This is a genomic window from Pseudomonas sp. Marseille-Q1929, from assembly GCF_017316265.1.
GTDB lineage: Bacteria > Pseudomonadota > Gammaproteobacteria > Pseudomonadales > Pseudomonadaceae > Aquipseudomonas.
On sequence record NZ_JAFLWU010000028.1, the window covers coordinates 44579 to 65278 of the forward strand.

Consider the following 20700-nt stretch of genomic DNA (forward strand, 5'->3'; position numbering starts at 1 on the left):
GGGTGAATCCTACCCACTCTCTACGCCGATGGCTCATTGGCAAACCTGATGCTCGCGATTGGTTTTCCCTATCAGGTAACTGTATTAATAGAAGAAATCTTAAAGCAGCGGTTGCGTCGCCAAGGTCATGCCGAGAAAGGGCGTCGCTTCAACATAGCGCATGGCCGATTTCATGTCGCTCCAGCCGACGTAACTCATCAACGACTTGAGATCCCAGCCGCTGCGGTGGGCCCAGGTCGCAAAGCCCCGGCGCAGCGAGTGGCTGGTGTAAAGGTCGGCGGCGATACCTGCGCGCTCCAGCGCCTGGCGCAACAGCGGGATCACGCTGTTGGGGTGCAGCCCCTCCTCCCCCAAGTTGCCCCAGCGATCAATCCCACGAAACACCGGGCCGCGCACCAACGCCGAGGCGCTGAGCCATTCGCTGTAGGCCTGCACCGGACACAGGCGCAGTAGCGCCGGGGTCTGGTAGGTCTTGCCGAGATTGTCGCGGTCGCTTTTGCTGCGCGGCAGATACAGGCTGATGCCGGCGCCGGGCGTGGCTTGCACATGCTCGATCTGCAGGCGGCACAACTCATCGCTGCGAAAGCCGCGCCAGAAGCCCAGCAAGATCAACGCAGTGTCGCGCTTTGCACGCAGCAAGCGCGGTTGGTCATGGGCTTGGGCGGCCTCTTGCGCCTCCGTCGCCAGCGAAGCCACCACTTGCTCCAGATGCTTGAGTTGCAATGGCTCGGCCTGCTTCTCCTGTGCCGGGTGCACGGCCCGTATCCCTTTGAGCACCTTGCGCACCACTGGCGCTTTCGTCGGGTCGGGAAAGCCTTGGCTGGTGTGCCACTGCGCCAGCGCCGAGAGCCGCAGCTTCAAGGTGTTGACGGCCAGCACGCCCGCATGGGCCACCAGGTAACGCGCGACGCTGTCGCTGGTGGCCGGCAGGAAGCCGCCCCAACTCACTTCGAAGTGTTCGATGGCCGCGCGATAGCTGCGCCGCGTGTTGTCGCGGGTGGCGGCATTGAGATAACGGTCCAGATCGCTCATGGGAGGCCTATTCGTACTGCTGACGGGCGTATACGCGGTCAAAATGCGTATGACACGGGATAATACGCCAATATCCCATCTGTTAGATCATGAATTTTAACGAGTTTATATTCGTGATATAGTACGTATCTACATACTACGTACCACAGTACTAAATCGACGGAGACCTCATGGCGCGTGGCGGCATAAACAAAGCAGTCGTTCAAACGGCACGTCTGGCGATCCTCGCCCGCGGCGAGAACCCGAGCATCGATGCCGTACGCATCGAAATGGGCAATACCGGCTCAAAGACTACGATTCACCGCTATTTGAAGGAGTTGGACGATAGCGAATCGCGCCTCACCATCACCCAGGCGCCGCTCGACGATGAGCTGGGCGAGCTGGTAGCGCGACTGGCACAACGCTTGAAAGAGAAAGCCCAAGAGCCCATCGACCTGGCCCAGGCGCAATTCGAGCAACAGAAAACCGCCCTGCTCGCCCAGGCAGAAACCCTGGAAACTGCCCACGGCCAGCTCAAGCAGCAATTTGATATCCAGGCCGCCGCCCTGGCCGAAGAAAGCGCCGCCCTGCTAACCACCAGCACCAGCCTGCAGACCGAGCAAACCCGCAACGCCGGCCTCAGTCAGGCGTGTAGCGATTACGAACTGCGCATCAATGACAAGGACGAACAGATCCGCTCGCTGGAAGACAAACACCTGCACGCCCGCGACGCCCTGGAGCATTACCGCAATGCCATCAAGGAGCAGCGCGAGCAAGAACAGCGCCGCCATGAAGGCCAGCTGCAACAGGTGCAGGCGGAGCTACGCCAGGCCCAGCAGAGCGCCATGGTGCGCCAGGATGAAATCACCCAGCTGCACCGCGATAACGAGCGGCTGTTGATCGAGCACCGGGTCACCACCAAGGAGTTGGCGACCGCGCAGGAGCAGGCCCGCAAGGACCAGGCCCAGCAGCTCAAGTTGAACGAACAGGTGAACCAGATAGAGGGCGAACGCAGCCTGCTTCAGGAGCGTTTGCGTGTGGCCGTGCTGGAGTGCCAGTCGCGCCAGGAGGCGCTGGCCGAACATCAGCAGGTGAACAAGACGCTGGAGCTGGACCTGATCAAGGCCCAGGCCAGCATCGAGGCGTTGCGCCTGGCCGCCGTCGTTGCAACGGCACCAGAGGCAACGCCAGACGCCTGATCAGCCCGCTACAGGCGTGCGCATGGTGACGAATTCTTCCGCCGCCGTAGGATGCACGCCGATGGTTTCATCGAAATGCCGCTTGGTCGCGCCCGCCTTGAGCGCAATCGCCAGACCCTGGACGATTTCGCCGGCATCCGGGCCGACCATGTGGCAACCCAGCACCTTGTCGGTGTCGGCATCGACTACCAGCTTCATCAGGGTTTTTTCCTGGCACTCGGTCAGGGTCAGCTTCATTGGGCGGAAGCGGCTTTCGAAGACCTGCACGTTGTGCCCTTTCTCCTTCGCCTCTTCTTCCGTCAGCCCCACGGTGCCGATGTTCGGCAGACTGAACACCGCCGTCGGAATCATCGCGTAGTCCACCGGGCGATATTGCTCAGGCTTGAACAAGCGACGCGCCACCGCCATGCCTTCGGCCAGGGCAACCGGCGTCAGCTGTACGCGACCGATCACATCACCAATGGCGAGGATCGACGGTTCGGCCGTCTGGTACAGGTCGTCCACTTCGACAAAACCACGCTTGTCGAGTTTGACCCCGGTGTTTTCCAAGCCCAGGTTATCCAGCATCGGGCGCCGGCCAGTGGCGTAGAACACGCAATCCGCCTCCAGCACGCGACCGTCTTTCAAGGTTGCTTTCAGGCTGCCGTCGGCTTGCTTGTCGATGCGTTCGATATCGGCATTGAACTGCAAATCCAGACCGCGCTTGGTCAGCTCTTCCTTGAGATGGGTGCGCACCGCGCCATCGAAGCCGCGCAGGAACAGGTCGCCGCGATACAGCAGCGACGTTTTCGCACCCAGGCCATGGAAAATCCCCGCGAACTCAACGGCAATGTAGCCACCGCCTACCACCAGCACGCGCTTGGGCAGCGCCTTGAGGAAAAACGCCTCGTTGGAACCGATCGCATGCTCGCGCCCCGGAATCTCCGGGATCTGCGGCCAGCCGCCCGTGGCGATGAGGATATGTTTGGCGCTGAAGCGCTCGCCATTGATCTCGACCTCGTGCGGGCCGGTCATACGCGCGTGCCCTTCGTGCAGGGTCACACCACTGTTGACCAGCAGGTTGCGATAGATACCGTTGAGGCGATTGATCTCACGGTCCTTGTTGGCGATCAGGGTCGCCCAATCAAAGTTCGCCTCCCCCAGCGACCAGCCAAAGCCGCTGGCTTGCTCGAAGTCTTCGGCAAAGTGCGCGCCGTACACCAAGAGCTTTTTCGGCACGCAGCCCACGTTTACGCAGGTGCCACCCAGGTAGCGGCTTTCGGCAACGGCCACCTTGGCACCAAACCCTGCAGCAAAACGCGCTGCGCGAACACCGCCGGAACCGGCGCCAATTACATACAAGTCAAAATCGTAGGCCATTTCACTCTCCTCGGCAGGACATCAGCATACCGACTTACAGGGTACTGAAAAACGAAAAAGCCACCCGAAGGTGGCTTTCGCTTAAAACCGGTATGGCAACCGTGAATCAGTATGCCTTGCCAGTCTTGTAGAAGTGCTCGTAGCAGAAGTTGGTTGCTTCGATGTAGCCTTCAGCACCACCGCAGTCGAAACGACGGCCTTTGAACTTGTAGGCAATCACGCAACCGTCTTTGGCTTGCTTGAGCAAGGCGTCGGTGATCTGGATTTCGCCGCCCTTGCCTGGCTCGGTTTCTTCGATCAGCTTGAAGATATCCGGAGTCAGGATGTAACGACCGATGATCGCCAGATTCGACGGGGCATCTTCCGGCGCCGGTTTTTCAACCATGTCACGTACGCGGATCAGGCCATCACCAATGTCGTCGCCGGCGATTACGCCGTACTTGTTGGTTTCTTGAGGATCAACCTCTTGAACGGCAACGATGGTGCAACGGTATTTCTGGTACAGCTTGACCATCTGGGTCAGCACGCCGTCACCTTCCAGATTGACGCACAGGTCGTCCGCCAGTACCACGGCGAACGGCTCGTCACCGATCAGCGGGCGGCCGGTCAGGATCGCGTGGCCAAGGCCTTTCATCTGGGTCTGGCGGGTGTAGGAGAACGAGCACTCGTCGAGCAGCTTGCGGATGCCAACCAGGTATTTTTCCTTGTCGGTGCCCTTGATCTGGTTTTCCAGCTCGTAGCTGATGTCGAAGTGGTCTTCCAGTGCGCGTTTACCGCGACCGGTCACGATGGAGATTTCGTTCAGGCCGGCATCCAGTGCCTCTTCGACGCCGTACTGAATCAGTGGCTTGTTCACCACCGGCAGCATCTCTTTAGGCATGGCTTTGGTCGCTGGCAGGAAGCGAGTGCCGTAACCGGCTGCTGGGAACAAGCATTTCTTGATCATATAAGTCCTTACAAAGGGCTGTGCGTACGGAATTCGGCGCAGTCTAATCAGGCCGCAGTCACCTTACAATGGGTCCTGCTGGCGTTGCGATGTCATCATAGAGAAAAAATCCCGACGTAAGTTCCACTTATCTTACGAAGAGCCTCCTCACCAGCGCTGAAAAAACCGCTGGCGCCCCAGTATTTCCAGGGCCTGCATCCTGTTTAGCACGTTTTTGCCCCTTGGGCACTGAGCGGCAATAACATGCGCGGCCCCGCGACATTTGGCGCTATCATTAGCCCCTTGAACCACACCCCCGAGATTGATAGATGTCAGAACCAAAAGGCGTAAACGGCTACCTGATCACCCAGCGTGCAGATGGCTGGCACTTGATCAACTTTCATGGCGACAGCGTCGCGGGCGCATTTGCCACCGAAAGCCAAGCGATTGCGGTAGCCGAAGTGTTTGTGGATGAAGCCGGCCATGCGTCCAGCAAGCGACCGAAGGGCAAGTAAGCTTCAAGGCCCTGCACAAAGAAGCCCCGCCGAGCGGGGCTTTTTTGTGCGCATTGATTTTTCGCAGCTCAAGACTTTTATCACCCACAGCCCAGCATTAGTTAGATAAAACTGCATGAGCCATTATTGCTTTCGCAAGTCCGTAATCCCATTCTTACAGCCAAAGCAAAACACAAAACACCCTCACTCAGTGCAATGTAGTAAAAATCCTACAGATGCATTTTAAGTTTTGGCAAATAGCCATAACCCTCTTACACATTTCGACACGCTCAGACCACGTAACTAGACGAATCAGGCGACTTACTTTTTCAAGTCTAGCTCCAATAATTGCCGTGCTTTGAACAAACCCAGAACTGGCAATGCAATTAGTTGAAAAAACAACTGTTCATACTGACGTCGAGGGATGCACCGAAGCCGCAACACCCGCTTGGCAATGGTACTGACCATTGTTTCAAGCCTGGAAGGTCCTGCCCGCAACTGCGAAAGGATTTATTCATGACACTTACTAATCGATGGGTCTTTGCAAATGAAAATTGAAATGAAAACTACGCTGTTGGCGATCAGTCTGCTCGCGGGTTCGATCGCCACTGCTCAAGCGGCGGATGGAACCGTTACGTTTTACGGCTCTGTTCACTCTGGTGCCTGCTCCATCAAGCCTGAGTCCGTAGATCAATCCGTCAACTTGGGCGCCATTGCCAAGCACCAATTGCAAAATGGTGGAAAATCCAATGCCCGTCCTGTGCTCATCGAACTTGAAGGCTGCGATATGACTGGCCTTACCGACAAAACCGTAACCACGACTTTCACGGCTGCGCCATCAACTGTAGTACCGGGGGCGATTGGTATTGTCGGGGGGGCGGGTAACATCGGCATCATGATGACACATGGTAGCAGCGTTATTGAACTGGGTGTGCCAACTACCCCGCAAGCCATTGTCGCGGGTGATAACACACTGCAATTCGGTGCCTATGTACAAGGTGCGGCTACGGGCGCCATCGTCCCTGGTGATTTCACCGCAGTCACCAATTTCACCCTGGCTTACCAGTAAGTGTTTCCCCCGCCACTTGAATGTGGCGGGGGAACTTGGCGGGAGATAACGGTGAACACATTCATACACCTCGCTATTGCCACTTCACTGCTGATGTTCATCCGCCCTGTGGTCTTTGCACAAGGTCAAGGCGATGGGGTCGTCACATTGGGTGGAAACATTGTTGATTCTGCCTGCGGGCTGGAATTGTCCAGTATCGATCAAACGATTGATATGCCTGCAGAGCCCATCGGCCGACTCTTGAGAAACTCGCTGGGCGCGCCACACCCCTTCCAACTGCGCTTGGTCAACTGTTCACTGACTCGCCCTGATCCAAATCGCCCTGGCGCAACGTTGCCCGACTGGGAGCATATGCGCGTGACGTTTGACGGAGATCGCGACAGAGACGGTCGCTCGTTCGCCACGTCAGGCTTATCCCAAGGGGTGGCCTTGCATATTTGGGATTCCTTGGGTCAAGAGAGCGTGCCAGGCGAGCGGATGCCTCCACATCCGTTGAATGAAGGCGACATGACGCTGAACTACACGCTTCGCCTGGTCGGCAACGGGCTGCAGGTATTGCCTGGCGTCCACACTGCTGCGGTGCGGTTCAAGTTGGAATACTTTTGAACATTGATGGATTGCTTTCATGTTGAATGCGTCGAAGATCATAAATGCATTACGCCCAAGTTTACTCTTTGGCGGTTTAATATCGGTGGCGGGAACTGCACTGGGTGCCGCAGATATCGAGTTCAACACTGATGTCCTTGATCTCAGTGATCGCTCCAACATTGACTTGTCCCGTTTTGCACGCAGTGGCTTTATTCTGCCGGGCACTTATTCAATGGTGATACAAATAAACAACCAGCCGACATCTGAATACTCAGTGGCCTTTTACCCTCCCGATAACGACCCTAAAGGAAGCCTGGCTTGTTTATCGCAAGGCCTTGTATCGCAGTTGGGTTTGAAGGCTTCCGGCACCGCCAAACTGACGTGGTGGAAAGATGGAGAATGCCTGGACATCCAGAGCCTGCCAGGGATGGAAGTCAGGGGTGACTTGGCCACTTCCACGCTGAACATCAACCTGCCTCATGCTTACCTTGAATACAACGCGACCAATTGGGACCCGACCTCACGCTGGGACGAAGGGGTGTCAGGACTGCTGATTGACTACAACATGACGGCACAAACCGGTCAGCAGTGCAGTGAGCGGGCGCGCAGCAACATCAGTGGTAACGGTACGATCGGGGCCAATGCCGGGGCCTGGCGGTTGAGGGCTGACTGGCAGGGCCGTGTCGACCAGGATCGCGAAGACTCGCCCGGGCGTCGACACCGGTTGGAGTGGAGCCGTTACTACGCTTACCGCGCCATCCCACAACTGCAAGCACGGCTGGTAGTGGGCGAAAACTATCTTTATTCGGACTTGTTTGACAGCTTCCGTTTCACCGGGGCCGCGCTCAATTCGGACGAAAGCCAATTGCCGCCCAACTTGCGTGGCTATGCCCCGGAAGTGGTTGGTGTGGCCAAAACCAACGCCAAGGTCATCATCAGTCAGCAGGGGCGCGTGCTCTATGAAACGCTGGTCGCAGCGGGCCCATTTCGCATTCAAGACCTCAATGACGCGGTCACTGGCAGACTGGATGTAAGGGTGGAAGAGCAGGATGGTTCGGTACATAGCTACCAGTTCGATACGGCTGGCGTGCCCTACCTGACGCGTCCTGGGCACGTTCGTTACAAAGTGGCGACGGGGCGGCCTTCCAATCTCCAATATGGCGCCGATGGCGACTTTTTTGGGACGGGGGAGTTTTCCTGGGGGATCAACAACGGCTGGTCGCTGTATGGCGGCGGCATCGCGGATAACAACTACCGCGCATTGTCTGTCGGGGTAGGCCGTGACTTGCTGGCCTTCGGCGCGCTCTCGCTGGACGTCACGCAATCGCGTGCTGAGGTGTGGAGTGAAACGCTCTCGGGTAAATCGTACCGACTTCAATACTCCAAGCACTTCGAAGAGTACGACAGCCAAATCACTTTTGCCGGTTACCGGTTCTCCGAGAAGAACTACCTGAGTATGAGTGAATACTTGGACGCCCGTCATTACGGCCTGAATGGCGAACTTGCCGAGCGTGACGCCAGCGGTGATCTCTTGAGGGGCTGGAGACCTATCGGTGATAGCAAGGCGCTGTATACCGCGACCATCAATAAACAGTTTCGCGATTTAGGGGCCACCGTGTACGCCAGCTACAACAAACAAACGTATTGGGGCCGGCCCGCCACGCAGCGTTGGAACTTGTCGGCGTCGCGCTACTTCAATATCGGAACCGTCAAAAACATGAACGCATCCCTGAACGTATATCGCACGCTGGATTACAACTATCGGGATAACGGCGTATCGCTGACGGTCAGCCTGCCGTTTGGGCACACCGGCACATTGTCGATGGACGCCAATAGAACCGCAGGCAAGAACGGCTTTGGCACGCGCTACACGGATCGCCTCGATGAGCGCAACAGTTACCAGCTCAGTGCCAGCGACAAGGCCGCCAGTGGTTACTTGAATCATACCGGCGACCAGGCTGACATCGACCTTGCCGCCAGCCGGCAGGAAGGCGGTTACTCGACGCTCAGTGTGTCGGCTCGCGGTGGTGGCACGCTCACGCGCCATGGCGCAGCACTGCATCGCACCAACAGTACCGGCGGAACCCGCCTGATGGTTGACACGGGTGGAGTCGCCGATGTGCCCGTGCGCGGTTACGGCGCACCGACCCGCAGCAATGTGTTCGGTAAAGCGGTGATTGCCGATGTCGGCAGCTATCTGCGCACAGCGGCCAGTGTCGACCTGGAAAACTTGCCGAGCAATATCGAAGCCACCCAATCCGTCACGCAGCTGACGCTCACCGAAGGTGCTATCGGTTATCGGTCCCTGTCCGTGATTGCCGGCGAAAAAGCCATGGCCGTTCTGCGCCTTCCGGATGGCAGTTCACCGCCCTTCGGCGCAACGGTGAAAAACGTGAAACAGCAGGACACCGGCATTGTGAATGACGGCGGCAATGTCTACCTGAGCGGCATCCAGGCCGGCCAACAAATGATCGTCAGTTGGGGTGGCACCGAACGTTGCATCCTGACCTTGCCCAACGTCCTGCCTGCTGATGGCTTGACCGATGCCTTGCAACTGGGCTGCCGGATGGTAGCCACCGACCCCTCATCGCCTGAGCCCGCCACCTTGACCGGCCAGCGCACCGATACGGAGAAAACATCCTCATGAGGCTCAATACCCCCCTCGCAGCCCAGGCCTTCACGCTGTTGGTCCTGGCCTTGAGTCAGAACGTCAACGCCGCCGTCGGCCTGGACCGTACCCGAGTGATTTTCGATGGTGGCAAAGAAGCTACCAGCGTAAATATCACCAACAACAACACCCAGCTACCGTATTTGGCTCAAGGCTGGATTGAGGATGAGGAAGGCAAAAAAATCACGTCGCCCTTGATCGTGCTACCGCCGGTTCAACGCCTGGAACCTGGAAAACAAAGCCAGTTGAAAGTACAGGCATTACCAGCGGCCAAGTCGCTACCGCAGGATCGAGAGACGGTCTACTACTTCAACTTGAGAGAGATTCCGCCGCGCAGCGATAAACCCAACACCCTGCAGATTGCGCTGCAGACGCGGATCAAATTGTTCTACCGACCGAAAGCTATTGCGCCCAGTCAGCAAGACCTCTCCAACCCCTGGCAGGAAAAGCTCACGCTGATCCGTGAGGGTGAACGTTATCAAGTGAACAACCCGACGCCTTACTACGTGACGCTGGTGGATGCGCGCACCACCAAGGACGGCAAAACCGTAGCCGGCTTTGAACCGCTGATGATTCCCCCAAAAGCTGCGCTGACCTTGGGGCCAACGGCCAAGGCGCTCGGTACCACGCCGCATTTGGCGTATGTGAACGATTACGGCGGTCGCCCACTGATGGCTTTCACCTGTGTTGGCAACACGTGCAAAGTCAACGCGCAAGCAGCAACGCCCAATGAATAACGCTGGCTGCCGGAGAAAGTCATGAAGTCGCACAACGCGAAGCTCTTGGGTGCATTGCTGCTGGTCTCTATTGGGAGGGCATACGGTGAGGATGAAGATGTTGAAGGCATGAGCGGTCTGCTGAACATCAATGGGTCCATGCATGAAACCCCCTGCATTCTGGAGATGACATCGATGCACCAGACGATCGATCTCGGGGCCATCTCCACCAGCCAATTACGACGGCCTGGTGATCAGGCCAGCCCGGTCGCCTTTCAACTGCGCTTTGCCGATTGCCAACGCAAAGCCGGTGGCATCCGCAGTGAACGCACGGGGAACTTGGTGTGGAGTGCCTTTCAACCCGTGGTGTCAGTGGCGTTTTACGCCCCCGCCGATGCTGATGACCCCCGGTTGGTCAAGGTGCAAGGCATCACGGGAATGGGCCTGCGCCTGACCGACGCCTTGGGGCGCGATGTACAGCTGGGCTCCAGGGGCGAACCCTTGTTTTTGCCCCTGGGCAGCAATACCCAGACCTGGAATGTTCAAGCCACTCGCACCTCCGCATCTTTATCCAGCGGAGCGTTTCGGGCAGTGGTGGATTTCCGGCTCAACTATGAGTAAGGCCACAATGAGAGTGAACACAACCGGTCTTTGGACCGTTTTGATAGGGGGTGGCCTCATGTGGGCCGCCAGCCAAGGTGTGCAGGCAGAGACCAGCCTGACTATCCGCGCAGTCATCATCGCGCCTCCGCCCTGTGTCATTAACGGCGGTACTACGTTGGATGTGCCTTTTGGCAACGACTTGCTGACGTCGCGGGTGGATGGGGTCAATTACCGGCGAAATGTGCCGTATACCGTCACCTGTAACTCCCCGTTCAGCAACGCGCTGAAACTGGAGCTCAAGGGCACGGCGGCCGGGTTTGACAATCGCGTACTGAGCACGCGGAAACCGGACCTGGGGATAAAGTTGTTCGTCAACGGTGGCGACTGGCCCTTGAATACTGCCGTGAATTTCACTTACCCGAATTTTCCGACGGTGCAGGCGGTTCCAGTCAAGCGTGCGGGCAGCACATTGACGGGAGGGGCATTTGATGCGACCGCCACTCTGGTGGTCGATTATCAATGAAGAGGAATGATCAATGAGATGCTGGCAGCAGCGAGCGTTGCTCGCCTTGTGCTCTATCGGCCTATGCGGTGGTGCTTCGGCCAACCTGACGTTCAGCGGAACGTTGAATGAGCCCCCGCCTTGCACCATCGATGCAGGCAACACAATTGAAGTTGATTTTGGCGATGTGGGGGTCAAGCACGTAGACGGTGTGAAGTACCGCAGGGCGGTCCCTTACACCATCACCTGTGGCCCGGCCACCCTGCCCTGGCAGCTGAAGTTGAGTGTCAACGGCACGCCCACGGCATTTGATGGTGCGGCGGTGCAGGCCAACGTGCCGGCGCTGGGTATCCGGATTTTTCGCAACAACGCGCCGTTTCCGCTCAATACACCCATCAATATCGTCCTGTCGTCACCACCGACATTGGAAGTAGTGCCCGTCAAACAACCCGGTGCAACGCTGATCCCCGCTAGTTTTGCAGCGGTGGCCACGTTGCTGGCTGAATACGAGTAGGAGCCATGCCCATGCGACATGAAAGGGATCATAAAGGGTGGCCATGTGCTTGGCTGGCGTTGCTGTTGAGCTTTGGGCTCGCGCCCAAGGGGAATGCGGCGGACAACCTGAGCTTCAAGGGAAACCTGGTTGAAGAGGCATGCACGATCCGTCCGGGTGACGACGCGATCACGCTGGAACTCTGGGACGTGACCAGCAAGCACCTCTACATCAACACGCGCACTCAAGGCAAAGGGTTCAAGGTGCATCTGGAAAACTGTGACACCACGATTGGAGACACGGTAACCATCATGTTCGGCGGCGCGGAAAACGTGAAGCTGCCTGGGTTGTTCGCACTGGACAGTGGCAGTGGTGCCACCGGTGTTGGGCTCGGCATAGAGACACCGAACAACAAGCCATTACCCGTGAACAGCGTCAGCGACAAGCACGTGTTGAGCAATGGCAGCAACGTCATTGAACTCAAAGCCTATGTGCAGGGCGAGCCGGATGCGATCAGGGATCAAACCATCGGGCACGGCAGGTACACGGTGACCTCCACTTTCACGCTGGATTACCCGTAACAACCTCAAACAAACACAACCCGCCTTACGAGCAGCGTCTACGAACGGATCGACTGTTCACCGAGCGATACTCGGCTAGAGGGGGCAAAAGAGAAACAACAATGAAACGACTATATGGGGCCATGGTGCTGCTTGCACTGGTGGGTCTTGCTACAAACGTTAATGCCGCCCAATGCCGTGTCAATGGCGGCCCATGGCAACAGGTCGACACGGGCGGCACGCTGAACCTGCAGGTTCCCGTGACCGTCCAGGTGAGCGCAGACCCAAGCCGGATTCTCCTGGAAGGCGTGAGGCTGGAGTGCCGGTTCACGCCGTATCCGGGTTGGCCAGCGAATTATGAGGACTACTGGGCAACGTCGGTTCTGGCCGGCGCAGCCTGGACGCCCGGTCCGAAATTCGTCGGCCAGGGCACCGGTTTGAGAATAAACGGGACGTATTACAACACCCCGGTGCCGAACAACATTCGAGTCGCAACCATGCCCAATAACGCCATCGGCGTCCCCATCAACGTGACGCCCTTCATTCTGCTTCGTAACAACCCGACAAACCCTATCGACGTGCGAATAGGCGACGTCCTTGGTGTGCTGCGCCTGAGCCAGACAAACAACTATGACGCCGGCAGGACAGCACTTTCGCTGACGTACACGGCCGCCAACAACTTTTCCGTGTCGCCATCGACCTGCACGATCAATAACAACAACCCGATCGTGATTGACTTTGCCTCCGTCCACCAGCGTGAGATAGGCACCGACCCGCTGACCAGCCCCATCCGTAGCAACCGCAGGCTCAGCTACTCATGCCCGGATGGTGGAATCACCATGCCAATCACCATTACTTACAAAGGTACGCCCTCCTCGTTTGACTCACGCTTGCTGAGCATGACCAACACGAACGTCGGCACGGCGCTTGTACGGGCGGGGTCCGCCGTGCAAGTCAACGGTCGGTTCGTGACCCAGATCACCAACAGTGTCGGAGGGGACGATGTGACATTTTCCCTGGTTAAGCGAGCGGGCTCGCTGCCTGCTGCGGGGCCCATAACGGGGAGTGGCGTACTGGTGCTAGGGGTGCCATGACCCGCGTAAGACGCTGAAGCCAATGTCATTTCCACACCTCCCCAAGGGTGCGCGGTCGCCGATTGAATTCTGTGACTGCGCACCAAGTGGCAGTTCGCTATACTCCTGCGCCAACGCCCCACGACCGTGTCAGCGTCCCCTCCAACACCCTCAACGATGACCCCCTATGAACAAGTTTCTGGCACTGACTGCAGTACTGGCGCTCGCCGGCTGCACCACCACTTCTGATGTCTACCTGAAAAATGGCGAACAGGGCCTGACCATCGATTGTTCCGGTGAAGCCAATTCCTGGGCCAGTTGCTACGAAAAGGCCGACGCGTCTTGCGCCGGCACCGGTTATCGCATCGTCGGCACCGAGGGTACGCCGGCACTGAGTGAAGGCGACAAGACCCTGGGCAAGGACGTCGGCAATTTCAAAAGCCGCAGCGTGGTGGTGGTGTGCAAGTAACCCTTGGGGTTACAGGTGGACCTCAGCGAACTTGATACCTAGCCCGCGCAGGGTCTCGGTCAGCGCATCAAGGCTGGCGAAGGATTCGACCTCATCCTGATCGTCCACCAGGAAAAAGCTGCGCCCACCGCTTTTCTTGAAAAAGACGATCCATTCGCCGAGGTCGGCGGGATTCTGGATCACATGGGTGGCCGAGATCTGGCCCTCGGCATGACGCGCTTTGACGTGTTCACGTTTCATATCTGATATTCCGCAACGGCTTCAGCCGGAAATGCAATCTTCCCCAGCCTTTTTCACATCACCCGGACGGATCGGCACATTGGACATGCTCTCATAGAGCTTGATGCTGCTGCCGCTGGAGCGATCTTCAATCTCGAAAATGGCCGAGGGGTCCGCGGAAAATTTCTGCGGCACAATCACCTGCACACCATCTTTATGTGGCTCGATCTGCGGCGGGCGACGCGTAGACGACAACTTACGCACTACACAGGCAGCATATTCCTGCGGCTTCTTGCCGGAAATGACGGCCAGTGTCGGAGGGGTCTGCTTGATATCGGCCACCGAGGCACACCCACCTAGCGCCACGGCCAGAACCAACACACTCCACTTCATACAAAACCTCCGATAAAGATCCTACGACAGCGAGGATGGTAAATTTCTCCCGCCAACGTAGGATTTATCCCTGATAACTCGGTAAATAACTGTTTTAAATTGTCGATGTCATCGACAACGGCACGATAATAAAAGCGCTGGGGCTGATAAACTCCATCTTAACCTACGTATCGTTCTGATTTTTCAGAAAAAGCCCTTCTGGAGACACCCCATGAAATTCATCCACCAGCGCGAGCACCTCAACGAAGGGGACATTGTCGTCATCGAATGCTCGCAAACTTGCAATATTCGCCTGATGAGCGATGCGAATTTTCGCAGCTTTAAAAATGGCGGCCGCCACACCTACCACGGCGGCGCATTCGACAAGTTTCCCGCCAAGATCACCGCGCCAAGCACCGGTTTCTGGAACATTACCCTGGATGTGGTCACCCGCCGCGCGATCAGCGTGACGCGCAAACCCACCCTGTCCCACAAGATTCGTATCGTTCGTCGCACCAGCACCAAGCTGAGCTGATTCGGACTCGCCACAGGAAATAAGCAGTGACTACCACCAAATACGTGATCAAGTACAAACTCAACGGCGAGCGCCGCTTCGAGTTCGCCCAACTGCACAGCAACAGCGTGGAAGAAGCCAAGCAAGCCCTGGCCAAAATTCATGATGCCAGTGATGAAATCACCGACATCACTGTGAGCAAGGCGCTGTAAACCCATGCCCGCCCCCACTGCCGACCTGTTCGCCGATGACGCCCTGCAACAGCCTGCAGGGCGTGAGCAAATCGGCGACGAGTCTTACGTGCTGAGGGGTTATGCCCTGCCCTGGATCGAACGCCTGCTGCCATCGCTGCGCCAGGTGCTGGCGCAATCACCGTTTCGGCAGATGGTCACCCCAGGCGGTTTTACCATGTCGGCGGCGTTGAGCAGCTGCGGTGAATTGGGTTGGACCACCGACGCCCACGGCTACCGCTACTCCCCACTGGACCCGCGCAGCCAACGGCCTTGGCCGGCGATGCCTGACGCGTTGCGCCAATTGGCTGTGCAGGCAGCGGCAGATGCCGGTTTCGTCGGCTTCGCCCCCGACGCCTGCCTGATCAACCGCTACGTGCCCGGCGCAAAAATGTCCCTGCATCAGGACAAGAACGAACGCTGCTACACCGCACCGGTGGTGTCGGTGTCCCTCGGCTTGCCGGCGATTTTTCTGTTTGGTGGTCACGCGCGTGGTGACCGGGCGCAAAAGGTTTCGCTGTTCCATGGCGACGTCGTGGTCTGGGGCGGCGTCGATCGCCTGTGCTTTCACGGCGTGATGCCCGTCAAGGAAGGCCTGCACCCGGTCATGGGCCCGCAACGCATCAACCTGACGTTTCGCACCGCCGGCTGATTTGACCGCAAGCTTCGGAGTGCCGGGCCGCTGCGGCACGGTTATTCTGCGCAAGACCCGTCAAGAGTGCCGCCCATGAAAACCGAACAAGATCCGCGCTGGGCCGCCATCGTCGCCCGCGACCCCAAGGCCGACGGACTATTCGTCTATGGCGTAAAAACCACCGGCGTGTATTGCCGTCCCAGCAGCGCCTCACGGTTGCCACGCCCGGAAAATATCCAGTTCTTTGACACGCCCGCACAAGCCGAGGCCGCCGGTTACCGCGCAAGCAAGCGTGCGAGCGGCGACCAGACGCAATTGGCCGCCCATCATGCGCAACTGGTCGCCGAGGCGTGCCGCCACATCGAACAAGCCGACACCCCGCCCAGCCTCAACACGCTCGCCCTGCGCGCGGGCCTTAGCCCTTTCCACTTTCACCGGGTGTTCAAAGCCGTCACCGGGTTGACCCCCAAGGGCTACGCCAGCGCCCAGCGCACACGCAAAGTACGTGAAGGGCTCAAGGGCCAGCATTCGGTCACCGACGCGCTGTATGACGCAGGTTTCAACTCCAACAGCCGTTTTTATGAGTCGGCCGATCAGTTGCTCGGCATGAAACCCAGTGACTACAAGGCCGGTGGCACCAACAGCGAGATTCTGTTTGCGGTTGGCCAATGTTCATTGGGGGGGATTCTGGTGGCGCAAAGCCGTCGTGGCGTGTGCGCCATTCTGCTGGGGGATGACCCGGACACGTTGGTACGCGACCTACAGGAGCAGTTTCCCAAGGCTGACCTGGTGGGCGCCGACCGCCGCTTCGAACAAACGATCGCGCACGTCGTGGGTTTTATCGAGGCGCCCGCCCTCGGCCTGGATTTGCCACTGGACCTGCGTGGCACCGCCTTTCAGCAACGGGTGTGGCAAGCCCTGCGCGACATCCCCCTGGGCAGCACCGCCAGCTATGCGCAGATCGCCGCGCGTATCGGCGCCCCCAAATCATTCCGCGCAGTGGCCCAGGCGTGTGGGGCCAACAGCCTGGCCGTGGCTATCCCTTGCCACCGCGTCGTGCGCAGCAATGGCGAGCTGTCGGGCTACCGTTGGGGGGTGGAGCGCAAGCGGCGCTTGCTGGCTCGCGAAAGTGACAGCTGACCCGCACGAAAATGCGCCCGCGTCCAGTGAATAAAACAGAGTGGCCGGCGGCCAAGGGCCCTGCTAAAACAGCGAAAAATCTTACTAACGCTGGAGACGCATCCCATGAGCACCTGGCCAGACACCCGCCTGATTGATTTGCTGGGCATCGACACGCCCATCATCCAGGCACCCATGGCGGTCGGCACGACCACGGCCATGGTCATCGCCGCCAATAACGCAGGCGCCCTGGGTTCGCTGCCGGCAGCGGCGCTCAGCCTCGCGCAACTGCGTGAAGCGCTCAGCACGATTCGCCAGGCCAGCACGCGGCCGATCAACGTCAACTTCTTCTGCCACCAGCCGCCTGAGCCCGATGCAGCACGCGATCAGCACTGGAAAGCGTTGTTGAAACCCTACTACCTCGAACTGGGCGCCGACTTCGACGCACCGACGCCCATTTCCAATCGCGAACCGTTTAACGACGCCGCCTGCCAAGTGGTAGAAGAATTCCGTCCCGAGGTGGTCAGCTTTCACTTTGGCCTGCCGGAAAAAGCCTTGCTGGATCGGGTAAAAGCCACCGGAGCCAAGGTGCTGTCCTCGGCCACCACCGTAGAAGAAGCGATCTGGCTGGAACAACACGGCTGTGACGCAATCATCGCCATGGGCAGTGAAGCCGGAGGGCATCGTGGCCTGTTCCTGACCGAGGACCTTAACACCCAGATCGGTTTGTTCGCCCTGCTGCCGCAAATCGTCGACGCCGTCAGCGTGCCGGTGATCGCCGCCGGTGGCATTGGCGATGCACGGGGGATTGTCGCGGCCTTTGCCCTGGGTGCCTCGGCGGTGCAGATCGGCACTGCCTACCTGTTCACTCCGGAAGCGAATGTCACGCCGTCCCATCACCACGCCTTGCGCCATGCCCAGGCCAGCGAAACCGCGTTGACCAACCTGTTCACCGGCCGCCCGGCACGCGGGATCGTCAATCGGGTCATGCGTGAACTGGGCGCGATCAACCCGGCAGCGCCGGCGTTTCCTACTTCCGGCGGCGTGCTGATACCGCTCAAGGCCAAGGATGAAGCGGGTTTCAGCAACCTGTGGTCGGGCCAGGCGCTGCGCCTGGGCAAAGACATCTCCACCTATGACCTGACACGCGAATTGGCCGAGCAGGCGCTGGCCAAACTCACGAAAAACTGACACCTGGGGCAACTTGGCACTGTACCGGCAATGGCTAACCGCTATATATTCCCGTAAATAGCGGTAACGCCTTCTACCTATAACAAGCCGTACATCCTCAGGAGCTGCTCTATGACGATTCGTGTTTCACGCCTGGCCGCGTTGGTCGCTGCCCTTGCCTTCGGTTCGGCCCACGCCGATGAAGTGCAAGTCGCCGTCGCGGCCAACTTCACCGCACCGATCCAGGCAATTGCCGCTGACTTCGAAAAAGACACCGGCCACAAACTGGTCGCCGCCTACGGTGCCACCGGCCAGTTCTATACGCAGATCAAGAACGGCGCGCCGTTCGAAGTGTTCCTTGCCGCCGATGACACCACCCCGCAAAAACTGGAAAGCGAAGGCGACACCGTCAAAGGCTCGCGCTTTACCTACGCGGTGGGCACCCTGGCGCTGTGGTCGGCAAAAGAAGGTTATGTCGATGCCAAAGGCGAGGTCTTGAAGAAGAACGACTTCAAACACCTGTCCATCGCCAACCCGAAAGCCGCGCCCTACGGCCTGGCCGCCACCCAAGTGCTGGCGCGGGAAGGCTTGACCGACAAGGTCAAGGACAAGCTGGTTGAAGGCCAGAACATCACCCAGGCCTATCAATTCGTGTCCACCGGCAACGCCGAGTTGGGCTTCGTGGCCTTGTCGCAGATCTATAAAGACGGCAAAGTCACCAGCGGTTCGGCGTGGATCGTCCCGTCGTCCATGCATGACCCGATCAAACAGGACGCGGTGATCCTCAACAAGGGCAAGGACAGCGCCGCTGCCAAGGCCTTGGTTGAATACCTGAAAGGGCCAAAAGCCGCGGCCGTTATCAAGTCCTACGGTTACGAGCTCTAAATGCCGCTATCGAGTGCCGATTTTTCCGCTATCTGGTTGACCATCAAGCTGGCGTCACTGACCACCGTGATCCTGCTGGTCATCGGCACTCCGATTGCCCTGTGGCTGTCGCGCACCCGTTCGTGGTGGCGCGGCCCCATCGGCGCAGTCGTCGCCTTGCCGTTGGTGTTGCCACCGACGGTGATCGGTTTCTACCTGCTGTTGACCATGGGCCCCAATGGCTACTTCGGCCAGTTTACCCAATGGCTGGGCCTGGGCACCCTCACCTTCAGCTTCGCCGGGTTGGTGATTGGCTCGGTGATCTATTCGATGCCGTTTGTGGTGCAGCCGTTGCAAAACGCCTTCTCCGCCATCGGCACACGCCCCCTGGAAGTGGCGGCAACGTTGCGCGCCAATCCCTGGGACACGTTTTTCACGGTGATCCTGCCCCTCGCCCGTCCGGGGTTTATCACCGCGTCGATTCTCGGGTTCGCCCACACCGTCGGCGAATTTGGCGTGGTGTTGATGATCGGCGGCAATATCCCGGACAAGACCCGCGTGGTCTCGGTGCAGATCTACGACCACGTCGAAGCCATGGAATATGCCCAGGCCCATTGGCTGGCGGGTTCGATGGTGGTGTTCGCATTCCTTGTGTTGCTGGCGCTGTACTCCAGCCGTAAGACCAAGATGGGCTGGAGCTGACGATGATCGACGTACGCCTGCAACTGAACTACTCGGGATTTGCCCTCGCTGTGGACCTGCAATTACCCGGTCGCGGGGTAACGGCGTTGTACGGCCACTCCGGCTCCGGCAAAACCACCTGCTTGCGCTGCATCGCCGGGCTGGAGCGCGCCGGACAAGGTTTTGTGCAGATCAACGATGAGGTGTGGCAAGACAGCGCCAACGGCCTGTTCGTACCGCCGCACAAGCGCGCGCTGGGATATGTGTTTCAAGAGGCGAGCCTGTTCCCCCATCTGTCGGTGCGCGCCAACCTGGAATTCGGCCTCAAGCGCATTGCCCGCCAGCAGCGCCGCGTGGACATGGCCCAAGCCACCGAACTGCTAGGGATCGGCCACTTGCTTGATCGCCACCCGCAACACTTGTCCGGCGGTGAGCGGCAACGCGTCGGCATCGCCCGTGCACTGCTCACCAGCCCGCAATTATTGTTGATGGATGAACCGCTGGCGGCCCTCGACAGCAAGCGCAAGGGCGAGATCCTGCCGTACCTCGAACGCCTGCACGATGAACTGGACATCCCCGTGCTGTACGTCAGCCATGCCCAGGACGAAGTGGCGCGCCTGGCCGATCACATCGTCCTGCTCAATGACGGCAAGGCCCTGGCCAGCGGCCCCATCGGCGAAACCCTGGCGCGCCTCGACCTGCCGATGGCCTCCGGTGACGACGCCGGCGTGGTGATCAATGGCACGGTCAGCGCCTACGACGAACACTATCAACTGCTGACCCTGCAACTGCCCGCCAGCGCCTTGCACATGCGTGTGGCCCATGCGCCGCTGGCGCTGGGCAAGGCGCTGCGGATCAAGGTGCAGGCACGCGACGTGAGCCTCAGCCTGCAGGCGGGGGAACACAGCAGCATCCTCAATCGCTTGCCGGTGACGGTTACCCAGGAGCTGGGCGCCGACAACAATGCCCACGTCCTCGTGCGCCTGGATGCGGCCGGCACACCGTTGCTGGCGCGCATCACACGGTTCTCCCGCGATCAGTTGCAACTGCATCCCGGGCAGACGCTGTGGGCACAGATCAAGGCGGTCGCGGTACTCGCCTAAGTAAACTTTTGGCACGACGGCAAACGGTCGCGGTCAATCAGGCATACCGGCCTGATTGTTGCCAA

25 protein-coding genes are annotated in these 20700 nt (G+C 58.8%); 20 read left to right on the plus strand and 5 right to left on the minus strand.

Annotation, left to right across the window (positions count from 1 at the left end):
- Positions 1-99: 99 nt before the first annotated feature.
- Positions 100-1032: a site-specific integrase gene (locus J1G37_RS23990; RefSeq protein ID WP_207045765.1), complete on the minus strand. Its 933-nt coding sequence runs from the start codon at positions 1030-1032 to the stop codon at positions 100-102.
- Positions 1033-1202: 170 nt separating this feature from the next.
- On the opposite strand from J1G37_RS23990, the gene J1G37_RS23995 reads away from it, so the two are divergent.
- The gene (locus J1G37_RS23995; RefSeq protein WP_207045767.1) at positions 1203-2210 is read left to right on the plus strand and encodes a DNA-binding protein; all 1008 of its coding nucleotides are present in this window, start codon (positions 1203-1205) and stop codon (positions 2208-2210) included.
- Here the strand turns inward: J1G37_RS23995 and gorA are convergent, their stop codons facing one another.
- Together gorA and galU are read right to left on the minus strand one after the other, a co-directional pair.
- The gene (gorA, locus tag J1G37_RS24000; RefSeq protein WP_207045769.1) at positions 2211-3569 is read right to left on the minus strand and encodes a glutathione-disulfide reductase; all 1359 of its coding nucleotides are present in this window, start codon (positions 3567-3569) and stop codon (positions 2211-2213) included.
- 106 nt (positions 3570-3675) lie between these two features.
- Positions 3676-4515, minus strand: coding sequence for a UTP--glucose-1-phosphate uridylyltransferase GalU (gene galU, locus J1G37_RS24005; protein WP_003212579.1), 840 nt, complete (start codon positions 4513-4515; stop codon positions 3676-3678).
- A 308-nt stretch (positions 4516-4823) separates the two neighbouring features.
- Between galU and J1G37_RS24010 the strand changes: the two genes are divergently transcribed.
- From J1G37_RS24010 to J1G37_RS24060, 11 genes are all read left to right on the plus strand, one after another.
- Positions 4824-5009, plus strand: coding sequence for a hypothetical protein (locus J1G37_RS24010; protein WP_049713265.1), 186 nt, complete (start codon positions 4824-4826; stop codon positions 5007-5009).
- 526 nt (positions 5010-5535) lie between these two features.
- Positions 5536-6057, plus strand: a complete 522-nt coding sequence (locus J1G37_RS24015) for a fimbrial protein (RefSeq protein ID WP_242551707.1) — start codon at positions 5536-5538, stop codon at positions 6055-6057.
- 51 nt (positions 6058-6108) lie between these two features.
- A complete protein-coding gene (locus J1G37_RS24020; protein ID WP_207045771.1) occupies positions 6109-6663 on the plus strand; it encodes a fimbrial protein in 555 nt (184 codons plus the stop codon).
- A gap of 19 nt (positions 6664-6682) precedes the next feature.
- A complete protein-coding gene (locus J1G37_RS24025; RefSeq protein ID WP_207045773.1) occupies positions 6683-9292 on the plus strand; it encodes an outer membrane usher protein in 2610 nt (869 codons plus the stop codon).
- The gene (locus J1G37_RS24030) at positions 9289-10050 is read left to right on the plus strand and encodes a fimbria/pilus periplasmic chaperone (RefSeq protein ID WP_207045775.1); all 762 of its coding nucleotides are present in this window, start codon (positions 9289-9291) and stop codon (positions 10048-10050) included. Before J1G37_RS24025 ends, J1G37_RS24030 begins: the two co-directional genes overlap by 4 nt.
- 21 nt (positions 10051-10071) lie before the next feature.
- Positions 10072-10650: a fimbrial protein gene (locus tag J1G37_RS24035; RefSeq protein ID WP_207045777.1), complete on the plus strand. Its 579-nt coding sequence runs from the start codon at positions 10072-10074 to the stop codon at positions 10648-10650.
- A 58-nt stretch (positions 10651-10708) separates the two neighbouring features.
- Positions 10709-11155, plus strand: coding sequence for a fimbrial protein (locus J1G37_RS24040; protein WP_242551708.1), 447 nt, complete (start codon positions 10709-10711; stop codon positions 11153-11155).
- Between the two features lie 13 nt (positions 11156-11168).
- On the plus strand, positions 11169-11648 hold the full coding sequence (locus J1G37_RS24045) for a fimbrial protein (protein WP_207045779.1): 480 nt from the start codon (positions 11169-11171) through the stop codon (positions 11646-11648).
- Between the two features lie 11 nt (positions 11649-11659).
- Complete coding sequence (locus J1G37_RS24050) at positions 11660-12208, plus strand: fimbrial protein (RefSeq protein WP_207045820.1); 549 nt, start codon at positions 11660-11662, stop codon at positions 12206-12208.
- A gap of 101 nt (positions 12209-12309) precedes the next feature.
- Positions 12310-13281 (plus strand): fimbrial protein, encoded by a 972-nt coding sequence (locus J1G37_RS24055; protein ID WP_207045781.1) that lies wholly within the window; start codon positions 12310-12312, stop codon positions 13279-13281.
- A 166-nt stretch (positions 13282-13447) separates the two neighbouring features.
- Positions 13448-13729: a hypothetical protein gene (locus J1G37_RS24060; protein ID WP_207045783.1), complete on the plus strand. Its 282-nt coding sequence runs from the start codon at positions 13448-13450 to the stop codon at positions 13727-13729.
- Positions 13730-13738: 9 nt separating this feature from the next.
- On the opposite strand, the gene J1G37_RS24065 is transcribed toward J1G37_RS24060, so the two are convergent.
- On the minus strand, positions 13739-13969 hold the full coding sequence (locus tag J1G37_RS24065; RefSeq protein ID WP_124524695.1) for a hypothetical protein: 231 nt from the start codon (positions 13967-13969) through the stop codon (positions 13739-13741).
- Between the two features lie 21 nt (positions 13970-13990).
- Entirely contained in the window at positions 13991-14341 is a 351-nt protein-coding gene (locus J1G37_RS24070; RefSeq protein WP_124524694.1) for a hypothetical protein, read from the minus strand.
- A 211-nt stretch (positions 14342-14552) separates the two neighbouring features.
- On the opposite strand from J1G37_RS24070, the gene J1G37_RS24075 reads away from it, so the two are divergent.
- The 8 genes from J1G37_RS24075 to modC all read left to right on the plus strand — a co-directional run bounded on the left by J1G37_RS24075 (position 14553) and on the right by modC (position 20635).
- Positions 14553-14855: a DUF1883 domain-containing protein gene (locus J1G37_RS24075; protein ID WP_207045785.1), complete on the plus strand. Its 303-nt coding sequence runs from the start codon at positions 14553-14555 to the stop codon at positions 14853-14855.
- Positions 14856-14881: 26 nt separating this feature from the next.
- Entirely contained in the window at positions 14882-15046 is a 165-nt protein-coding gene (locus J1G37_RS24080) for a hypothetical protein (RefSeq protein ID WP_017734220.1), read from the plus strand.
- Between the two features lie 4 nt (positions 15047-15050).
- Positions 15051-15716, plus strand: coding sequence for a DNA oxidative demethylase AlkB (alkB, locus tag J1G37_RS24085; protein ID WP_207045787.1), 666 nt, complete (start codon positions 15051-15053; stop codon positions 15714-15716).
- A 75-nt stretch (positions 15717-15791) separates the two neighbouring features.
- On the plus strand, positions 15792-16838 hold the full coding sequence (ada, locus tag J1G37_RS24090) for a bifunctional DNA-binding transcriptional regulator/O6-methylguanine-DNA methyltransferase Ada (protein ID WP_207045789.1): 1047 nt from the start codon (positions 15792-15794) through the stop codon (positions 16836-16838).
- 105 nt (positions 16839-16943) lie between these two features.
- On the plus strand, positions 16944-18008 hold the full coding sequence (locus J1G37_RS24095) for a nitronate monooxygenase (protein ID WP_207045791.1): 1065 nt from the start codon (positions 16944-16946) through the stop codon (positions 18006-18008).
- Positions 18009-18119: 111 nt separating this feature from the next.
- Complete coding sequence (modA, locus tag J1G37_RS24100) at positions 18120-18872, plus strand: molybdate ABC transporter substrate-binding protein (protein WP_207045793.1); 753 nt, start codon at positions 18120-18122, stop codon at positions 18870-18872.
- Positions 18873-19553, plus strand: coding sequence for a molybdate ABC transporter permease subunit (gene modB, locus J1G37_RS24105; RefSeq protein ID WP_017734225.1), 681 nt, complete (start codon positions 18873-18875; stop codon positions 19551-19553). It begins immediately after the preceding gene.
- A 2-nt stretch (positions 19554-19555) separates the two neighbouring features.
- Complete coding sequence (gene modC, locus J1G37_RS24110; RefSeq protein ID WP_207045795.1) at positions 19556-20635, plus strand: molybdenum ABC transporter ATP-binding protein; 1080 nt, start codon at positions 19556-19558, stop codon at positions 20633-20635.
- Positions 20636-20700: the final 65 nt, after the last annotated feature.